Origin of the sequence: Klebsiella sp. HMSC16C06 (assembly GCF_001808325.1) — a bacterium.
GTDB classification, from domain to species: domain Bacteria; phylum Pseudomonadota; class Gammaproteobacteria; order Enterobacterales; family Enterobacteriaceae; genus Klebsiella; species Klebsiella variicola.
The window spans coordinates 395,802-412,903 of record NZ_KV793012.1 but is presented as its reverse complement, the minus strand read 5'-3'; the positions used below and the strand labels follow the sequence as shown (position 1 = coordinate 412,903).

At 60.8% G+C, this 17,102-nt stretch carries 18 protein-coding genes; 7 read left to right on the top strand and 11 right to left on the bottom strand.

Annotated elements, in window-relative coordinates; all coding sequences use genetic code 11:
- Positions 1-65: 65 nt before the first annotated feature.
- From pcaC to HMPREF3142_RS20785, 6 genes are read right to left on the bottom strand one after another with little or no spacing between them, the layout of a single operon-like run.
- Positions 66-455, bottom strand: coding sequence for a 4-carboxymuconolactone decarboxylase (pcaC, locus tag HMPREF3142_RS20810; RefSeq protein ID WP_012968329.1), 390 nt, complete (start codon positions 453-455; stop codon positions 66-68).
- Positions 445-1,212 (bottom strand): 3-oxoadipate enol-lactonase, encoded by a 768-nt coding sequence (pcaD, locus tag HMPREF3142_RS20805; protein WP_012968330.1) that lies wholly within the window; start codon positions 1,210-1,212, stop codon positions 445-447. Before pcaD ends, pcaC begins: the two co-directional genes overlap by 11 nt.
- On the bottom strand, positions 1,202-2,554 hold the full coding sequence (locus tag HMPREF3142_RS20800; RefSeq protein ID WP_023297538.1) for a 3-carboxy-cis,cis-muconate cycloisomerase: 1,353 nt from the start codon (positions 2,552-2,554) through the stop codon (positions 1,202-1,204). Before HMPREF3142_RS20800 ends, pcaD begins: the two co-directional genes overlap by 11 nt.
- Positions 2,555-2,563: 9 nt before the next feature.
- The gene (gene pcaF / locus HMPREF3142_RS20795; protein ID WP_008805052.1) at positions 2,564-3,766 is read right to left on the bottom strand and encodes a 3-oxoadipyl-CoA thiolase; all 1,203 of its coding nucleotides are present in this window, start codon (positions 3,764-3,766) and stop codon (positions 2,564-2,566) included.
- Between the two features lie 10 nt (positions 3,767-3,776).
- On the bottom strand, positions 3,777-4,433 hold the full coding sequence (locus tag HMPREF3142_RS20790; protein ID WP_012541879.1) for a 3-oxoacid CoA-transferase subunit B: 657 nt from the start codon (positions 4,431-4,433) through the stop codon (positions 3,777-3,779).
- Positions 4,434-4,443: 10 nt separating this feature from the next.
- Positions 4,444-5,130, bottom strand: coding sequence for a 3-oxoacid CoA-transferase subunit A (locus HMPREF3142_RS20785; RefSeq protein ID WP_008805054.1), 687 nt, complete (start codon positions 5,128-5,130; stop codon positions 4,444-4,446).
- Between the two features lie 169 nt (positions 5,131-5,299).
- Between HMPREF3142_RS20785 and HMPREF3142_RS20780 the strand changes: the two genes are divergently transcribed.
- Positions 5,300-6,106 carry an IclR family transcriptional regulator domain-containing protein gene (locus HMPREF3142_RS20780; protein WP_012541880.1) on the top strand — a complete coding sequence of 269 codons (807 nt, stop codon included), beginning with the start codon at positions 5,300-5,302 and terminating at the stop codon, positions 6,104-6,106.
- Here HMPREF3142_RS20780 and smrA read toward each other — a convergent pair.
- Positions 6,103-6,666, bottom strand: a complete 564-nt coding sequence (gene smrA / locus HMPREF3142_RS20775; protein WP_008805056.1) for a DNA endonuclease SmrA — start codon at positions 6,664-6,666, stop codon at positions 6,103-6,105. The two genes, HMPREF3142_RS20780 and smrA, sit on opposite strands and share 4 nt — an antisense overlap.
- A gap of 101 nt (positions 6,667-6,767) precedes the next feature.
- Entirely contained in the window at positions 6,768-7,676 is a 909-nt protein-coding gene (locus HMPREF3142_RS20770) for a LysR family transcriptional regulator (RefSeq protein ID WP_048268029.1), read from the bottom strand.
- Positions 7,677-7,842: 166 nt separating this feature from the next.
- Here HMPREF3142_RS20770 and HMPREF3142_RS20765 point away from each other — a divergent pair, with 166 nt between their 5' ends.
- The 3 genes from HMPREF3142_RS20765 (at position 7,843) to abgT (ending at position 12,248) form a co-directional block, all read left to right on the top strand.
- Positions 7,843-9,153 (top strand): M20 family metallo-hydrolase, encoded by a 1,311-nt coding sequence (locus tag HMPREF3142_RS20765; RefSeq protein WP_048267869.1) that lies wholly within the window; start codon positions 7,843-7,845, stop codon positions 9,151-9,153.
- Positions 9,153-10,598 carry a M20 family metallopeptidase gene (locus HMPREF3142_RS20760; RefSeq protein WP_048267868.1) on the top strand — a complete coding sequence of 482 codons (1,446 nt, stop codon included), beginning with the start codon at positions 9,153-9,155 and terminating at the stop codon, positions 10,596-10,598. The genes HMPREF3142_RS20765 and HMPREF3142_RS20760 overlap by 1 nt, the downstream gene beginning before the upstream one ends.
- A gap of 123 nt (positions 10,599-10,721) precedes the next feature.
- Positions 10,722-12,248 (top strand): p-aminobenzoyl-glutamate transporter, encoded by a 1,527-nt coding sequence (abgT, locus tag HMPREF3142_RS20755; protein ID WP_022065675.1) that lies wholly within the window; start codon positions 10,722-10,724, stop codon positions 12,246-12,248.
- A 32-nt stretch (positions 12,249-12,280) separates the two neighbouring features.
- On the opposite strand, the gene HMPREF3142_RS20750 is transcribed toward abgT, so the two are convergent.
- Positions 12,281-12,439, bottom strand: a complete 159-nt coding sequence (locus HMPREF3142_RS20750; RefSeq protein ID WP_012541886.1) for a hypothetical protein — start codon at positions 12,437-12,439, stop codon at positions 12,281-12,283.
- Positions 12,440-12,696: 257 nt separating this feature from the next.
- Between HMPREF3142_RS20750 and ogt the strand changes: the two genes are divergently transcribed.
- The 3 genes from ogt to uspE all read left to right on the top strand — a co-directional run bounded on the left by ogt (position 12,697) and on the right by uspE (position 15,248).
- Positions 12,697-13,212 (top strand): methylated-DNA--[protein]-cysteine S-methyltransferase, encoded by a 516-nt coding sequence (gene ogt, locus HMPREF3142_RS20745; RefSeq protein ID WP_012541887.1) that lies wholly within the window; start codon positions 12,697-12,699, stop codon positions 13,210-13,212.
- 194 nt (positions 13,213-13,406) lie between these two features.
- Positions 13,407-14,159: a fumarate/nitrate reduction transcriptional regulator Fnr gene (gene fnr / locus HMPREF3142_RS20740; protein WP_002903394.1), complete on the top strand. Its 753-nt coding sequence runs from the start codon at positions 13,407-13,409 to the stop codon at positions 14,157-14,159.
- Between the two features lie 138 nt (positions 14,160-14,297).
- Positions 14,298-15,248, top strand: coding sequence for a universal stress protein UspE (gene uspE, locus HMPREF3142_RS20735; RefSeq protein WP_008805063.1), 951 nt, complete (start codon positions 14,298-14,300; stop codon positions 15,246-15,248).
- 119 nt (positions 15,249-15,367) lie between these two features.
- Here uspE and HMPREF3142_RS20730 read toward each other — a convergent pair whose 3' ends face one another.
- Positions 15,368-15,556 carry a YdiH family protein gene (locus tag HMPREF3142_RS20730; protein WP_004887037.1) on the bottom strand — a complete coding sequence of 63 codons (189 nt, stop codon included), beginning with the start codon at positions 15,554-15,556 and terminating at the stop codon, positions 15,368-15,370.
- Between the two features lie 148 nt (positions 15,557-15,704).
- The gene (gene pntB / locus HMPREF3142_RS20725; RefSeq protein WP_012541888.1) at positions 15,705-17,093 is read right to left on the bottom strand and encodes a Re/Si-specific NAD(P)(+) transhydrogenase subunit beta; all 1,389 of its coding nucleotides are present in this window, start codon (positions 17,091-17,093) and stop codon (positions 15,705-15,707) included.
- Between the last annotated feature and the right edge of the window lie 9 nt (positions 17,094-17,102).

Below are 17,102 nucleotides of genomic sequence, written 5' to 3'. Positions count from 1 at the left end.
CCGGGTGGCGGCTGCGCCTTACCCGGCCTACAACGACTGCCGGGCAATCCGGCTCGGACGACGACTCAACCCTGCGCGGCGTCGATGTCGTCAAACACCTGCTGCGCCAGATGCATCGTGGCATTCGCCGCCGGCAGCCCACAGTACAGCGCAGAGTGCATGATCAACTCTTTCAGCTCATCGCGGGTCACCCCGTTGTTAAACGACGCGCGCAGATGCATCTTCAGCTCCGCCTCGCGATTGAGAGCAATCAGCATGGCAATGGTGATCATGCTGCGGGTGTGGTGGTCGAGCCCCGGACGGGTCCAGGTCTCACCCCAGGCGTAGCGGGTGATAAAGTCCTGAAACTCGTCATTCAACGGCGTCAGATGCTGCAGGGTACGGTCGACGTGGGCGTCGCCCAACACTTTGCGCCGCACCGCCATCCCGTCCTGATAGCGCTGTTTATCCTCCATGGCGTTCCCCCTGGAAAAAGCTCAGCAGCGCCGAAGTAAAGCTTTTCGGCGCCTCAATGTTTGACAGATGCGATGCCGCCAGCACCACCACCTGGGAAGCAGGGATCTGCTGCTGCAGGAAACTGGCGTCACTGACCGTAGTGACAGGGTCACTTTCACCGGCGATAATTAATGTCGGCAGCGGGATCTGCCCCACTTCGCCCCGCAGGTCGGCGGCGGCCAGCGCCTCGCAGCAGGCGGCATAGCCTTCGACGTCGGTATGGGTTAACTGGTGGCATAGCGCCTCCACCACCTCCGGCGCCTTCTGGCGAAACGCATGAGTGAACCAGCGATCCGCCGCCCCGGCGGCCACCACCGCCATTCCCTCCTGGCGTACCGCCCGCGCCCGCGACAGCCAGCTGGCCTGATCGCCAATGCGCGCCGCGGTGTTGGCAACGGCCAGACCATAAAAACGTTCTGGCGCAAAGCGTCCCAGCCACAGGCCGGTCAGACCGCCCATCGAGATCCCGCAGAACCAGGCGCGGTCGATATTCAGGTGATCGAGCAGCGCAATCACATCTTCCCCCAGCTGGGCGAGGGTCACTTTGCCATTTTTCGTCGTATTACCGTGACCGTGGGTGTCATAGCGCAGCACCCGAAAATGGGCGGTTAACGCCTCGATCTGCGGCTGCCACATCGCCCGGGTGGTGCCCAGCGAGTTGGAGAGGACGATAACCGGCGCGCCCTCCGGCCCGTCGAGTTGATAATCAAGATTCATCACGTTGCTCCTGATAACGCGCCAGCACCTGGCGCACAAAGCGTTCAGCGCTGCCGGTCGCCGTTGCCGGGTCCAGCAGCGTGGTTAAGCGTTCACGAGAGAGATACTGACTGACCTGTGGGTCAGCCGCGAGCAGATCGACCAGCGGAGAGTGACGGTCCAGCGCCTGACGGCACAGCGCCTCGATATGATGATGCGCCTCGGCTTTGCCGATGAATTCCGCCAGCGCCAGGGTCACCGCCTCGGCCATGATCAGCCCATGGGTGATATCGAGATCGGCGCGCATTTTCTGCGGGAAGACCTGCATATCGCGCACCAGCGCTTCGCTTTGCGCCAGCGCCCCGCCCACCAGAGTAATCAGATCCGGCAGCGTCTCCCACTCCGCCTGCCAGCCGCCCAGCGCCCGCTCGTGCTGCTGGAGCTGGCTGGCGTAGAGGGTCGCCATCAGCCCCGGCGTACGCTGGGCGGCGGTCAGGATCGCCGCGCAGGCCACCGGATTGCGCTTATGCGGCATCGTCGATGAGCCGCCGCGGCCTTCCGCCACCGGCTCGCCGACCTCAGCCACTTCGGTCTGCATCAGCAGGGAGAAGTCGTTAGCGAATTTCCCCAGGGTACCGCAGACACCGGCAAACCAGGCGCCCGCCTCCAGCAGCCGATCGCGCTGGCTGTGCCACGGGGTATCCGGCAGCGACAAACCGAGGATCTGCGCCAGCGCCTGGCCAACCGCCGGCCCTTTCTCTTTTAGCGCGTCCAGAGTGCCCGCGGCGCCGCCAAACTGCAGCACCAGCAGCCGCGGACGCATCTCGCGCAGCCGCTGCTGCCAGCGCAGGAGCGCGTCGAGGGTGCCCGCCAGCTTCAGGCCAAAGGTCACCGGCAGCGCATGCTGCATCCAGGTCCGACCCGGCATAACAGTATCGCGATAACGATCCGCCTGGAGAGCCAGGGCAGCCAACAGCTGCTCAAGCAAGGTCTCAGCGGCATCCAGCGCCCCGCGCAGCTGGAGCACCAGTCCGGTGTCGATGGCGTCCTGACTGGTGGCGCCCCAGTGGACGTAACGCGCAGCCTCGGGATCCCGCGCTTTTACCTGTACCGTCAGCTGTTTCACCAGCGGGATCGCCAGGTTACCGGCCCCCACCGCCGCCTCGCCCAGCGCGGCAAAATCGATGGTCTCGTGGCGGCAGGCCGCGACAATCGGCCCGACCGCTTCCGGCGGCACCATCCCGCAGACGGCCTGCGCCTGCGCCAGCGCCGCTTCAAAATCCATCATGCCCTGCACCCGCTGCGCGTCGCTGAACCAGTCGGTCAGCGGACTGCTGCGCAGCATTGGGGTCAACAAACTCATTCTGGCTCCTTAAACACGTTCAATAATCAGGGCGATCCCCTGTCCGACGCCGATGCACATGGTGCACAGGGCGTAGCGGCCGCCGGTCCGTTTCAGCTGATAAGCCGCGGTCATCGCCAGCCGGCCGCCGGAGGCACCGAGCGGGTGGCCCAGCGCGATCGCCCCGCCGTTAGGGTTCACGTGGGCGGCATCATCCGGTAAGCCCAGATCACGGGTCACCGCCAGCGCCTGAGCGGCGAAGGCTTCATTCAGTTCGATGACATCCATCTGGGCTAATGTCAGGCCGGTCTGCGCCAGCACCTTACGCACCGCGGGCGCCGGGCCAAAGCCCATGATCCGCGGCGCAACACCCGCCGTCGCCACGCCGACCACCCGGGCCAGCGGTTGAAGATCGTGAGCCGCCAGCGCCGTCTCGCTGGCCAGCAGCAGCGCACAGGCGCCATCGTTAACGCCGGAGGCGTTACCGGCGGTGACGCTGCCGTCGGCGCGCACCACGCCGCGCAGTTTAGCCAGCGCCTCCAGCGAGGTACTGCGCGGGTGCTCATCGCGGCTAAACAGCAGTGGCTCGCCTTTACGCTGCGGCACCTGGACGGCGATCAGCTCATCGGCGAAACGCCCCGCCTCCTGCGCCGCGGCGGTACGCAGTTGACTGCGTAAGGCGAACGCGTCCTGATCGGCACGGGAAATGGCAAACTCATCGGCGACGTTTTCCGCCGTCTCCGGCATGGAATGCACGCCGTACAGGGCTTTCATCTGCGGGTTAATAAAGCGCCAGCCGATGGTGGTATCCTCCATCTGCATGCTGCGGCTAAAGGCGCTCTCTGCTTTCCCCATCACAAACGGCGCGCGGGACATGCTCTCCACGCCACCGGCGATCATCAGCTGCGTCTCGCCGCTTTTAATCGCCCGCGCCGCGACGCCGATCGCATCGAGGCTGGAACCGCACAGGCGGTTGATGGTGCTCCCGGGCACGCTCTCCGGCAGCCCGGCCAGCAGCAGCGCCATCCGCGCCACGTTGCGGTTATCTTCCCCGGCCTGGTTGGCGCAGCCAAAGATCACATCGTCAATGCGCGAGGGATCCAGTCCCGGGTTACGCTCCAGCAGGGCTTTTAATGGCAGCGCCGCGAGGTCGTCGGCGCGCATCGTCGCCAGGGTACCACCGAAACGGCCAAAGGGTGTACGTACCGCATCACAGATAAATGCCTGATTCATCATAGGTTCCTTACGCGCTTTCCGCCAGTTGTTCAAAGGTCAGCGCCACCGGAGTGATGCGCTGCAGCTCTTCAAAAGAGAGACCGTTAAAGATTTCACGTACCACCGGGCCGCGGTCGGTGATGTCGATCACCGCCAGGTCGGTATAGATCCGGCTGACGCAGCCGACGCCGGTCAGCGGGTAGCTGCACTGCGCCACCAGCTTGCACTCGCCGTCACGGGTCAGGTGGTCCATCATCACGAACACCTGGCGGGCGCCGATGGCCAGATCCATCGCCCCGCCAACGGCCGGGATCGCATCCGGCGCACCGGTGCTCCAGTTCGCGAGGTCGCCGCTGGCGGAGACCTGATAGGCCCCCAGCACGCAGATATCGAGATGGCCGCCGCGCATCATGGCGAAGGAGTCGCCGTGGTGGAAATAGCAGCCGCCCTGCAGGAGGGTGACATACTCTTTACCGGCATTGATCAGCTCGGGATCTTCTTCCCCGGGCTGCGGTTTCGGCCCCATCCCCAACAGGCCGTTTTCGCTGTGCAGGAACACTTCTTTGTCGGCGGGCAGGTAATTGGCAATGCGGGTCGGCAGGCCGATGCCGAGGTTGACGTAAGCGCCTTCGGGAATATCGCGGGCCACGCGCTGGGCCATTTCGTCACGGGTCAGTTTTTGCATCTCGGGCTCCTCAGGCGCGTTGTGCGGCAGTCAGGTTTTCCAGCGAGAAGACTCGCTGGACGAAAATGCCGGGGGTGATGATGTGTTCCGGGTCGAGGTCGCCCAGCGGCACCAGCTGCGAGACCTCGACGATGGTGGTTTTCGCCGCCGTCGCCATGATCGGGCCAAAGTTGCGCGCCGCCTTGCGATAGACCAGGTTGCCCCAGCGGTCGCCCTGATGGGCCTTAATCAGCGCGAAATCGGCTTTAATCGGATATTCCAGTACGTAATGGCGACCATCGATTTCCCGCGTCTCCTTGCCTTCCGCCAGCGGTGTGCCGTAGCCGGTGGGGGTAAACACTGCCCCCAGCCCGGCGCCAGCCGCCTGGATCCGCGCCGCGAGGTTACCCTGCGGCACCAGCTCCAGCTCCACTTTGCCGCGGCGATAGAGGTCATCGAAAATCTGGGAATCCACCTGGCGCGGGAAGGAGCAGATCATCTTGCGTACTCGCCCGGCTTTCAGCAGCGCCGCGAGACCCACTTCCCCGTTGCCGGCGTTGTTATTAATGATGGTCAGGTCGCGGGCGCCCTGGTCAATCAGGGCGTCAATCAGAAAGGTCGGCTGGCCGGCGGGACCAAAGCCGCCGATCATAATAGTCGCCCCGTCGTGGATCCCGGCGATGGCCTCGCTCAGCGTCGATACGCTTTTATCAATCATCAGGTCGCTCCAGTGATGTGCGGTAATCGCACTTTTATTCGTTGTTCGCACAAAATGTGACCCGCTTAACGATGTCGGTCAAGGGCGATAATCGAAATATGGTGCGATAATCGAACATCGGTTATCTTTAGCGAAAGAATGTGATCGATGGCAAATATGGGGAACAGAAATGGACAAGCATCCAGACGATTTACTGACCGGCGACGGCGATCCGTTTAAGGGCGATCCTAACTTTATGGCCTCCCTGGCGCGCGGCCTGGAGGTGATTCAGGCGTTCACGCCGCAGCGGCCCCTGCTGTCTATCTCGCAGATCAGCCAGAAGACCGGCATTCCGCGCGCGGCGGTGCGCCGCTGCCTGTATACCCTGAGCAAGCTGGGGTTCGTGTATGCCGAAGACGGTAAGAATTTCCAGCTGCGACCGCGGATCCTGGCGCTGGGCCACGCCTGGCTGGCCTCGACGCCGCTGGCGCGTTCGGCGCAGCCGGTGCTGCGACATCTGAGCGAAATGCTCAACGAGTCCTGCTCCATCGCCACCCTCGACGGGGACGATATTCTGTATATCGCCCGCGCCTCCAGCTCGCGGATTATGACCATCGACCTGGATATCGGCAGCCGCCTTCCGGCCTGGGCGACCTCGATGGGCCGGGTGCTGCTCAGCCATCAGCCGGAGGAGAAGCTCAACGACATGCTGGCTCGGGTGACCATGATCCGCTACACCCCGCAGACGGTGGATTCGGTGGCGAAGCTGCGCACAGAACTGAAACGGGTGCATCAGCAGGGGTATGCCCTCAACGACCAGGAGCTGGAGATGGGCCTGCGCTCCCTCGCGGTACCGCTGTTTAACGCTCAGGGGCAGGTCCAGGCGGCGCTGAACGTTGGGGTGCATGCGGGCCAGATGTCGGCCCGCGAGATGATCGATCGCGTGCTGCCGGAGCTGCAAAAAGCCGCCCGCGAGCTGACGCTGCTTCTGCGCTAACGACTGCGCTTGGCGTGCTGCTCCCAGGTCTCCTGCTTCGCCTCGGCCGATTTACGCAGCGCGACATAGCAGGCGCCGCTGCCGCCATGATGTGGAAGCGCGGCGCAGAAGGCCTGCACCTCCGGCAGCTCTTCCAGCCAGCGCGCCAGATAGCTGCGGATAATATTGGCGTGGGACTGGTCGTCGCGGCCTTTGCCGTGAACGATCAGCACATTACGTAACCCCTCTTTCTGCGCCTGCACCATAAAGGCGAAGAGCATCTGTCGGCACTGTTCCACCGGCTGGCGCAGCAGGGAGAGGCTCGCCTGCTGGCTGTATTTCCCCCGCCGCAGCTTATCCAGCACGCCGCTCTGCAGCCCTTCACGCTTAAACTCCAGCGGCGTGGCGAGCGGCACGATATCGAGATAGCCGGTGGTGAGAAAATTATCCAGTTGCAGGGTATCGACGCGCTGCGGGGCCCGGCTGTTGCGCCCGGGATGCCAGTGCACGTCATTTTTACGTTTCAGAGGCTGGACATCTTCCATGGCGTCAAGAAACAGGGATTTGTCATCAAGGTTCATGGGCTCTCCTCCAGCGGCTGTCGCCAGCTACTATAGCCGCCCGGCGCTCCCCCCTCAACGCGTTTAGCCGCGTTCGCTGGCAAAGTGAGCGCGACGGGCGATTAAGGAAACAATTGTCGGCTTTGGCGGCGAAACAGCGTGATTAACGACGCCGTTAATGGCGTCTGCCGGGTATCGCGCCGCTGGATCAGATAATAGGTGGCCGTCGGCAAGACGTCGCGGACAGAGATCATCACCAGCTTGTCCGCCATCAGCGGATCGTTGCCGAGCTCCACCGGCAGGATGCTGAGAAAATCACTTTTCACCACCAGGCTAATGCACGACGAGAAGGTTTCGCAAACAATATCTACCTTAGGCGCTAACCCGGCCTGATTAAGCCGGTCCTGCAGCTGTTTAAAGTAGCTGCCGCGCGGCGTCGGCATGGTCCAGTGGTGATCCATCAACTCCCCCAGCGAGGTGGCCTGCGCCGCCGGATGTCCCGCGCGGGCAAACACCGCGAACGGTTTCTCAAACAGTTTCTCAAAGCTGAACTCATGGTCGTACGGCCCGGGGTAATAGGTATTGATGGTGAAATCCAGCTCTCCCTGGCGCAGCTCATTGATCATCGCCAGCAGCTGGCCCTCCATGATCCGCACCTTTACCTGCGGATGCTGCTGATGAAAGCGACAGATCACCGACGGCATCAGCGACCGGGCGACGCTGGCGCCAAGGCCAATATTAATTTGCCCGGCCTGCTCGCCCTGACGCTGCAGCAGTTCGTCCTGCGCCGCCCGCAGCTCCTCAAGGATCAAGCTCGCATGTTGGTAAAAGCTTTCGCCGTTTTCGGTCAGCGCCACCCCCTGACTGCGGCGCACGAACAGCTGGGCGGAAAGCCCCTCCTCCAGCTCTTTAATCGCTTTGGTCAGGGCCGGCTGCGAGACCGCCAGCGCCCGGCTGGCACCGCGAATACTCCCTTCCCGGGCCACTTCGACGAAGGCGCGGATATGATGAAATTTAATCTGAAATGCCATGCTTTCGGTGATAACCATTGTTTATCAGACAGAAGAAATTCACATCTACTGTAATCCATCAGGCTGTGGCAGGTTAAGTGGGATACGGCCTGTAAAACGCAAGTGATAAACAAAAGCTATCACATCGTGAACACCGTCACATTTTTTACTTATGACAGGATGAGCTATGCCGCAACTTGATGAATACCTCCACCAGCTGGTGCCGGCCATGATCCAATGGCGCCGTGATTTTCACCTGCACGCGGAATCCGGCTGGCTGGAATTCCGCACTGCCAGCAAGGTGGCGGAGATCCTCGACGGGCTCGGCTATCAGCTGGCGCTGGGGCGCGATGTCATCGATGCCGATAGCCGGATGGGGCTGCCGGACGAGGATACCCTGGCCCAGGCTTTCGAGCGCGCCCGCGAACAGGGCGCGCCGGAACGCTGGCTGCCGGCGTTTGAAGGCGGTTTCGCCGGCGTGGTCGCCACGCTCGACACCGGGCGGCCCGGCCCAACCCTGGCCTTCCGCGTCGATATGGATGCCCTTGACCTCAATGAACAGCACGACGACAGCCACCGCCCTCATCGCGACCATTTCGCCTCCTGCAACGCCGGCATGATGCACGCCTGCGGCCATGATGGCCATACCGCCATCGGGCTGGGCCTGGCGCATGTCCTGAAGCAGTATGCCGCGCAACTCAACGGGGTGATCAAACTGATTTTCCAGCCCGCTGAAGAGGGCACCCGCGGCGCCCGGGCGATGGTGGCCGCCGGCGTGGTGGATGACGTGGATTATTTCACGGCGATCCATATCGGGACCGGTGTGCCGGCAGGTACCGTCGTCTGCGGCGGCGACAACTTTATGGCCACCACTAAATTCGACGTGCAGTTCAGCGGCGTGGCCGCCCACGCCGGCGGCAAGCCGGAGGAGGGGCGCAACGCGCTGCTGGCCGCCGCCCAGGCCGCTCTTGGCCTGCACGCCATCCCGCCGCACAGCGCCGGCGCCTCGCGGGTCAACGTCGGGGTGATGCAGGCGGGCACCGGGCGCAACGTGGTGCCCTCTTCCGCGCTGTTAAAAGTGGAAACCCGCGGTGAAAGCGAAGCCATTAACCAGTACGTGTTCGAGCGGGCGCAGCACGTCATCGCCGGGGCGGCGGCGATGTACGAAGCCCGCTACGAACTACGCATGATGGGCGCGGCGACCGCCAGCGCGCCGTCGCCGGCGTGGGTGGACTATCTGCGCGAACAGGCCGCCCGGGTGCCCGGCGTGCAACAGGCGGTGGATCGTATCGCCGCCCCGGCGGGCTCGGAAGACGCCACCCTGATGATGGCCCGGGTCCAGGCGCGCGGCGGCCTCGCCTCGTACATGATTTTCGGCACCGAACTGAGCGCCGGTCACCACAACGAGAAGTTTGACTTCGACGAGAGCGTCATGGCGCTAGCGGTAGAAACTCTGGCGCGTATCGCGCTTAACTTTCCCTGGCAGCGGGGGGTGTAATGGAAGCCATTTTTCAGTTTGTGGACGAGATGATTGAGACGCGACGCGAGGCGTACTGCGCCATCGCCGATGACATCTGGGATCACCCGGAGACCCGCTTTGAGGAGTACTGGTCCGCCCAACGCCTGGCGGATGCGCTGGAGGCAGAAGGTTTCCAGCTCACTCGCGATGCGGGTGGGATCCCGAATGCCTTTATCGCCAGCGTCGGCGAAGGCCAACCGGTCATTGCCCTGCTCGGCGAATTTGACGCCCTGGCGGGCCTCAGCCAGCAGGCCCACTGCGCGGAACCGACACCCTCGACACCGGGAGCCAACGGCCACGGCTGCGGGCACAATCTGCTCGGTACGGCGGCATTCGCCGCGGCGGTCGCCGCCAAAGCCTGGCTGCAACAGCATGGCGGCGCGGGCACGCTGCGCTTCTATGGTTGTCCCGGCGAGGAAGGCGGATCGGGAAAAACCTTTATGGTGCGCGAAGGGTTGTTTGATGATGTCGATGCGGCGCTGACCTGGCATCCGGAAGCCTGGGCCGGGATGTTCAGCACCCGCACCCTCGCCAATATTCAGGCGGCATGGCGTTTTACCGGCACCGCCGCCCACGCTGCGAATTCGCCGCACCTGGGCCGGAGCGCGCTGGATGCCGTCACTCTGATGACCACCGGCAGCAACTTCCTCAATGAACATATCATCGAGAAGGCGCGGGTCCATTATGCCATTACCGATACCGGCGGTGTCTCGCCCAACGTGGTGCAGGCTCAGGCGGAAGTGCTGTATCTGATCCGTGCGCCGGAGATGGCCGACGCGGAGCAGATCTTCGCCCGCATCGAGAAGATTGCTCAGGGGGCCGCGCTGATGACCGAGACTCAGGTCAGCTGCCGCTTTGAAAAAGCCTGCTCCAGCTATCTCCCCAACCGCACGCTTGAGGCGGCGATGTATCAGGCGGTCTGTCATTACGGTACCCCCGCCTGGAGCGACAAGGAGCGCGCTTTTGCCGCGGCGATACGCGCCACCCTCAGCGCCAACGATATTAACAACAGCCTGAACAATATTGCCGGCACCAGTGGGGAGGAAGGCAAAACGTTCGCTCGTCGCCACCGCGACACGCTGCTGATTGATGAGGTGGCGCCCTGGGCGGCCACGGATAACGTCCTCGCCGGCTCCACTGACGTCGGCGATGTCAGCTGGAAAGCGCCGGTGGCTCAGTGCTTCAGCCCGTGCTTCGCGGTGGGAACCCCGCTGCACAGCTGGCAGCTGGTGAGCCAGGGCAGAACCTCCATTGCCCATAAAGGGATGTTGCTGGCGGGGAAAGTGCTCGCGGCGACCGCGATCCGTTTATTCAGCGACAGCGCCCTGCTGGCGGCCAGCCAACAAGAACTCAGGCAGGTACTGGCCGAACGCCCCTATCGTTGCCCGATCCCGGCGGAGGTGAGTCCGTCCGTTTTACGATAACCACTTAAGACAGGCTACTCCTGGCCAACGCTGACCGGCATCGCGGCACGCACCGACCATAATAACCGCCGGCAGTACGGGAGCAGGCCTGCCCAACACAACAACGACAACAGAGGAACGCCCATGAGTATGTCATCCATACCGTCGTCTTCCCCCGGCGGAAAGCGCTATGGCTGGGTAGAGAAGATCGGTAACAAAGTCCCGCACCCGTTTTTGCTGTTTATCTATCTTATCGTGGCGCTGATCGCGGCCACGGCGATACTTTCCGCCTTCAACGTCGGGGTGCAGAACCCTACGGATGGTTCACGGGTGGTGGTCAAAAATCTGCTCAGCGTGGAAGGGTTGCACTGGTTTTTGCCCAACGTCATTAAAAACTTCAGCGGTTTCGCGCCGCTGGGGGCGATCCTCGCCCTGGTGCTGGGCGCCGGCTTCGCCGAGCGGGTGGGCCTGTTACCCGCGCTGATGGTGAAGATGGCCTCTCACGTCAGCGCCCGATATGCCAGCTATATGGTGCTGTTTATCGCCTTCTTCAGCCATATCTCTTCTGACGCGGCGCTGGTAATTATGCCGCCGCTGGGCGCGCTGATGTTCCTCGCCGTCGGTCGGCATCCTGTCGCCGGCCTGTTGGCGGCGATTGCCGGTGTGGGCTGCGGCTTTACCGCCAATTTACTGATCGTCACCACCGACGTACTGCTCTCGGGGATCAGCACCGAGGCGGCAAAATCCATCGATGCCTCTTTGCACGTCAGCGTGATCGACAACTGGTACTTTATGGCGACCTCGGTGATCGTTCTGACGCTCGTCGGCGGACTGATCACCGATAAGCTGGTGGAGCCGCGGCTGGGCCAGTGGCAAGGCAGTCGTGATGAAAAGCTGCAGACGCTGACGCCCGAGGAGCGTTTCGGCCTGCGCATCGCCGGCGTGGCAACGCTGGTATTCGTGGCGGTCGTCGCCCTGATGGTGGTCCCCGAGAACGGTATTCTTCGCGACCCGGTTCAACATACGGTCATGCCCTCGCCGTTTATCAAAGGCATCGTGCCGCTGATTATCTTTTTCTTCTTTGTCGTGTCGCTGGCATACGGCATCGCCACCGGCAAAATTCGCCGCCAGGCCGACCTGCCGCAGCTGATGATTGAGCCGATGAAAGAGATGGCCGGGTTTATCGTGATGGTCTTCCCGCTGGCGCAGTTCGTGGCGATGTTCAACTGGAGCAACATGGGCAAGTTTATGGCCGTCGGTCTGACGGACCTGCTGGAGAGCGCCGGGATGAACGGCGTCCCGGCGTTTGTCGGGCTCGCGCTGCTGTCGGCTTTTCTGTGTATGTTTATCGCCAGCGGCTCGGCCATCTGGTCGATTCTGGCGCCGATCTTCGTGCCGATGTTTATGCTGCTGGGCTTTCACCCGGCCTTTGCGCAGATCCTGTTTCGCATCGCCGATTCATCGGTGCTGCCGCTGGCGCCGGTGTCGCCGTTTGTGCCGCTGTTTCTCGGCTTCCTACAGCGCTACCGACCGGATGCCCGCCTCGGCACCTACTACTCGCTGGTGCTCCCTTACCCGCTGATTTTTCTCGCCGTCTGGCTGCTGTTGCTGGTGGGATGGTATCTGGTGGGACTGCCGATCGGCCCGGGCATCTATCCGCGTCTTCCTTAACCTGCTGGCAGGCCAGGGATGGCCGTATAGCCTTAACGCGACACCTTCGTTTTCACTTTGCTGGCCGCATGATCCACACTGGCTAATTTATAGAAAAGCGCTTTGTACACCCTTTCAAACACCAGGGTCAGACCGTGGATCGCTAAGCCGCTGATGATCAATACCAGTACGCCAGTCAGTATATATTGCATAGCCCCACCTCTGAGTGATTAACAGCGCCGCGCTGAGGCGTCGGCACCCTACCAGGCGCGTGAAGCACCGGTATCGTCAGTTAAAAAGTAGCAAAAACCATGCCCGATAACCCGCCAGGATCGATCCAAAAATAAATCATCGTGGCTTAGGCAGAGCGCCAGCCCGTGATGCGGCTTTATCTTTTGGGAGTATAGTTGACTGTCGTCAGCGCGTGGTATCGTGTGCCCCTCATGTACGATGGTGGATGACAGAAACGATGTTGACCTTGCTGCAGGATAAAATGGATACCCCGCTGGGGCCGCTGTGGGTACTTTGCGACGAACAGTTTAATTTGCGCGCCGTCGAGTGGGACGAGCACCGCGATCGGATGGAAACCCTGCTCGACGTTCACTATCGACGGGAAGGCTATCAGCGCGTCGACTGCCGCAACCCAGGCGGCCTCAGCAGTAAGCTGAACGACTATTTCGCCGGCGATCTGGCGATTATCGATACCCTGGCTACCGCCACCGCCGGCACCCCGTTCCAGCGCCAGGTCTGGCAGGCGTTACGCGATATCCCCTGCGGCCAGGTGATGCACTATGGCCAACTGGCCGAGGCGCTCGGACGCCCCGGCGCCGCGCGCGCGGTGGGCGCCGCCAATGGCGCCAATCCGGTGAGTATCGTGGTGCCCTGCCATCGGGTCATCGGGCGTAACGGCACCCTGACCGGCTATGCCGGGGGCGTGCAGCGAAAAGAGTGGTTATTGCGCCATGAAGGGTATCTTTTACTTTGACTGAAAATGCCTTTTCTGGAATCTTCAGGTAATTTTACAATCAAACATAGCGAAATAATCTATTGCTTATCAATCAGATATACAGCCATTTTGATTTACCCTGCTGATATTACGTGTTTCCGGGTCTGAAGACTTACCTGCTGATCAAAAAGATGTTAAAATTGACCAATATCAATTAAGGCCTGAGCAGACATATGATCCCTGAGAAGCGAATTATTCGACGCATTCAGTCTGGCGGTTGTGCTATCCATTGTCAGGATTGCAGTATCAGCCAGCTCTGCATCCCCTTTACTCTGAACGAGCATGAGCTTGATCAGCTGGATAATATTATCGAGCGGAAAAAGCCAATCCAGAAAGGTCAAACCTTGTTCAAAGCCGGTGATGAGCTGAAGTCGTTGTACGCTATTCGCTCCGGGACCATCAAAAGCTACACCATCACTGAGCAAGGTGATGAGCAGATCACCGGCTTCCATCTGGCGGGCGATCTGGTGGGCTTCGACGCCATCGGCACCGGTCTGCACCCGAGCTTTGCGCAGGCGCTGGAAACCTCGATGGTCTGCGAAATCCCCTTTGAAACCCTTGACGATCTTTCCGGAAAAATGCCGAATCTGCGTCAGCAGATGATGCGCCTGATGAGCGGTGAGATTAAAGGCGACCAGGATATGATCCTGCTGCTTTCCAAAAAGAATGCCGAAGAGCGTCTGGCGGCGTTTATCTACAACCTCTCTCGTCGTTTCGCCCAGCGCGGTTTCTCACCGCGTGAGTTCCGCCTGACCATGACCCGCGGCGACATTGGCAACTATCTCGGCCTCACTGTCGAAACCATCAGCCGTCTGCTGGGGCGTTTCCAGAAAAGCGGCATGCTGGCGGTGAAAGGCAAATACATCACCATTGAAAACAGCGATCTGCTGGCCCAGCTGGCCGGTCAGGCGCGCAACGTCGCTTAATCTCTGCGCACCACCTGGTCACGATCGGCAATTTTTTAAGATTTGTTGATCTGACCAGGCTCCTCCCCTGTTTCAATTCATCCATATAGGTTATCTTTTTAGTAACTGACGGTAGCTGCAGTTGTAAGGAGACCCTGTATGGCGAAGTATCAGAGCATGCTGGTAGTAATCGATCCTAACCAGGACGACCAGCCGGCACTTAGGCGCGCGGTGTACTTGCACCAACGGATTGGTGGACGCATCAAAGCCTTTTTGCCGATCTATGATTTTTCTTATGAAATGACCACCCTGCTGTCGCCGGACGAACGCACGGCGATGCGTCAGGGCGTTATTGCCCAACGTACAGCCTGGATACGCGAGCAGGCGAAATTCTATATTGAATCGGGTGTGCCGATCGACGTAAAAGTGGTGTGGCACAACCGCCCCTTCGAAGCCATTATTCAGGAAGTTATTAGCGAGAAACACGACCTGCTGTTGAAGATGGCCCACCAGCACGACAAACTGGAGGCAGTGATCTTCACCCCCACCGACTGGCATCTGTTGCGTAAGTGCCCCTGCCCGGTGTGGATGGTAAAAGACCAACCGTGGCCGGAAGGTGGCAAAGCGCTGGTCGCGGTCAATCTCGCCAGCGAAGAGAATTATCACAACACCCTGAACGAAAAGCTGGTTCGGGAAACGCTGTCGCTGGCGCAAGAAGTCAACCATACCGAAGTACATCTCATCGGCGCCTACCCGGTGACCCCCATCAATATCGCGATTGAGCTTCCGGATTTTGATCCCAGCGTCTACAACGACGCCATTCGCGGTCAGCACCTGCTGGCGATGAAAGCGCTGCGGCAGAAGTTTGGCATCGATGAGAAATTCACCCACGTGGAAAAAGGCCTGCCTGAGGAGGTGATCCCGGATCTCGCCGAGCATCTGCAGGCGGGGATCGTGGTGCTGGGAACGGTCGGACGTACCGGCCTGTCAGCGGCGTTCCTCGGCAATACCGCGGAACAGGTGGTCGATCATCTGCGCTGTGACCTGCTGGTACTCAAACCGGAGGCCTATCAGACGCCGGTGGAACTGGACGACGACGACGACGATTAACCCTCTTCTCGTACCGCTCATCTTCCCCCGCCTCGCGGGGGATTTTTTTTTTGCTTGCTGCCAGTCAGGCACAAAAAAAGGGCCGCTGGCGGCCCCTGTCACTGTCCAGCGAGAATGGCTTAGTGGATACCCAGACGCCAGGCCAGATCGATCTCTTCTTTCAGCTCCAGCGATGAGAGCGCCATCAGGTCAGCAAACTCCAGCTCCAGCAGTTTCAGCTTTTTCAGATACTGCGCTGGGGTCATGACGGTAGTGTCGCGGCGTAAGAATTCGATGGCCATCTGCGTTGGGGTTAACTCGGTATCCATAATATCCTCTGTCTGATGTAATAACCGGGACATTATATCATCTCTCACCGCTTATTTTATGAACAATTCCAGGCATCTCTCCGCATATAAAAAAGCCGTCTCACAGGAGACGGCTTATAAACAAACGTTGTAAAACAAGCGTGCTACATTACAGCGCTTTCAGGATCGCATCGACGCTGGCTTTCGCATCCCCAAACAGCATATGGGTGTTCTCTTTGAAGAACAGCGGGTTCTGTACGCCGGCGTAGCCAGTGTTCATCGAACGCTTAAAGACCACCACGTTCTGCGCTTTCCAGACTTCCAACACTGGCATACCCGCGATAGGGCTCTTCGGGTCGTCCTGCGCCGCCGGGTTGACGGTGTCGTTGGCGCCAATCACCAGCACGGTGTCGGTATCGCTGAAATCATCGTTGATCTCATCCATCTCCAGCACGATGTCGTAAGGCACTTTGGCTTCCGCCAGCAGCACGTTCATATGCCCCGGCAGACGCCCGGCCACCGGGTGAATACCAAAGCGTACTTTGATACCCCGCGCCCGCAGCTTCTCGGTAATTTCTGCCACCGGATACTGCGCCTGGGCCACCGCCATACCGTAGCCAGGGGTGATGATCACCGACTGCGAGTTTTTCAGCATCTCCGCTGTCTCTTCCGCGCTAATCTCGCGATGTTCGCCCACTTCTTCATCGCCGCCGCTGGAAGACCCATCGGTGCCGAAGCCGCCAGCAATCACGCTGATAAAGGAGCGGTTCATCGCCTTACACATAATGTAAGAGAGGATGGCACCGGAAGAACCCACCAGCGCGCCGGTGACGATCAGCAGGTCATTGCTCAGCATAAAGCCCGCTGCCGCTGCCGCCCAGCCCGAGTAGGAGTTGAGCATGGAAACCACCACCGGCATATCCGCGCCGCCGATAGAAGCCACCAGGTGCCAGCCGAAGGCCAGCGCGATCGCGGTCATCACCAGCAGGCACAGGACCTGGGTACCAGTGCTGTCGGCGCGAACAAAAATCACCATCAGCACGAAGGAGACCACCAGCGCCGCCAGGTTCAGCTTATGGCGATTGGGCAGCATCAGCGGCTTCGAGGAAATTTTGCCGCGCAGTTTACCAAACGCCACCACCGAACCGGTGAAGGTGACTGCACCGATGAAGATGCCGAGGAACACTTCGGTCAAATGGATATTGACCAGAATCTGCTCCATCCCGGTTTCATGCTGCAGGTAGCTGTTAAAACCCACCAGCACCGCCGCCAGGCCCACGAAGCTGTGCAGGATAGCCACCAGCTCCGGCATCTCGGTCATCTCGACCTTTTTCGCCAGACGAATACCGATCGCCCCACCGATCACCATCGCGAGGATGATCCAACCGACGTTGCCGGCGTCCGGCCCCAGAATCGTGGCGATCAGGGCGATAGCCATCCCGGCGATGCCGAAATAGTTGCCCTGCTGCGACGTTTCGTGTTTCGACAGACCCGCCAGGCTGAAAATAAACAGGATTGCGGCAACAATGTATGCAGCTGTAACTAATCCACCAGACATGTGCTACCC

Bases quoted from the DNA above. Each gene is read 5' to 3' on its own strand.
- HMPREF3142_RS20750 (WP_012541886.1), bottom strand. From the start codon at position 12,439: ATGCAATATATACTGACTGGCGTACTGGTATTGATCATCAGCGGCTTA.
- HMPREF3142_RS20800 (WP_023297538.1), bottom strand. From the start codon at position 2,554: ATGAGTTTGTTGACCCCAATGCTGCGCAGCAGTCCGCTGACCGACTGG.
- HMPREF3142_RS20765 (WP_048267869.1), top strand. From the start codon at position 7,843: ATGCCGCAACTTGATGAATACCTCCACCAGCTGGTGCCGGCCATGATC.
- pntB (WP_012541888.1), bottom strand. From the start codon at position 17,093: ATGTCTGGTGGATTAGTTACAGCTGCATACATTGTTGCCGCAATCCTG.
- ogt (WP_012541887.1), top strand. From the start codon at position 12,697: ATGTTGACCTTGCTGCAGGATAAAATGGATACCCCGCTGGGGCCGCTG.
- HMPREF3142_RS20770 (WP_048268029.1), bottom strand. From the start codon at position 7,676: ATGGCATTTCAGATTAAATTTCATCATATCCGCGCCTTCGTCGAAGTG.
- pcaD (WP_012968330.1), bottom strand. From the start codon at position 1,212: ATGAATCTTGATTATCAACTCGACGGGCCGGAGGGCGCGCCGGTTATC.
- HMPREF3142_RS20760 (WP_048267868.1), top strand. From the start codon at position 9,153: ATGGAAGCCATTTTTCAGTTTGTGGACGAGATGATTGAGACGCGACGC.
- HMPREF3142_RS20780 (WP_012541880.1), top strand. From the start codon at position 5,300: ATGGACAAGCATCCAGACGATTTACTGACCGGCGACGGCGATCCGTTT.
- pcaF (WP_008805052.1), bottom strand. From the start codon at position 3,766: ATGAATCAGGCATTTATCTGTGATGCGGTACGTACACCCTTTGGCCGT.
- abgT (WP_022065675.1), top strand. From the start codon at position 10,722: ATGAGTATGTCATCCATACCGTCGTCTTCCCCCGGCGGAAAGCGCTAT.
- HMPREF3142_RS20730 (WP_004887037.1), bottom strand. From the start codon at position 15,556: ATGGATACCGAGTTAACCCCAACGCAGATGGCCATCGAATTCTTACGC.
- HMPREF3142_RS20790 (WP_012541879.1), bottom strand. From the start codon at position 4,433: ATGCAAAAACTGACCCGTGACGAAATGGCCCAGCGCGTGGCCCGCGAT.
- pcaC (WP_012968329.1), bottom strand. From the start codon at position 455: ATGGAGGATAAACAGCGCTATCAGGACGGGATGGCGGTGCGGCGCAAA.
- fnr (WP_002903394.1), top strand. From the start codon at position 13,407: ATGATCCCTGAGAAGCGAATTATTCGACGCATTCAGTCTGGCGGTTGT.
- uspE (WP_008805063.1), top strand. From the start codon at position 14,298: ATGGCGAAGTATCAGAGCATGCTGGTAGTAATCGATCCTAACCAGGAC.
- HMPREF3142_RS20785 (WP_008805054.1), bottom strand. From the start codon at position 5,130: ATGATTGATAAAAGCGTATCGACGCTGAGCGAGGCCATCGCCGGGATC.
- smrA (WP_008805056.1), bottom strand. From the start codon at position 6,666: ATGAACCTTGATGACAAATCCCTGTTTCTTGACGCCATGGAAGATGTC.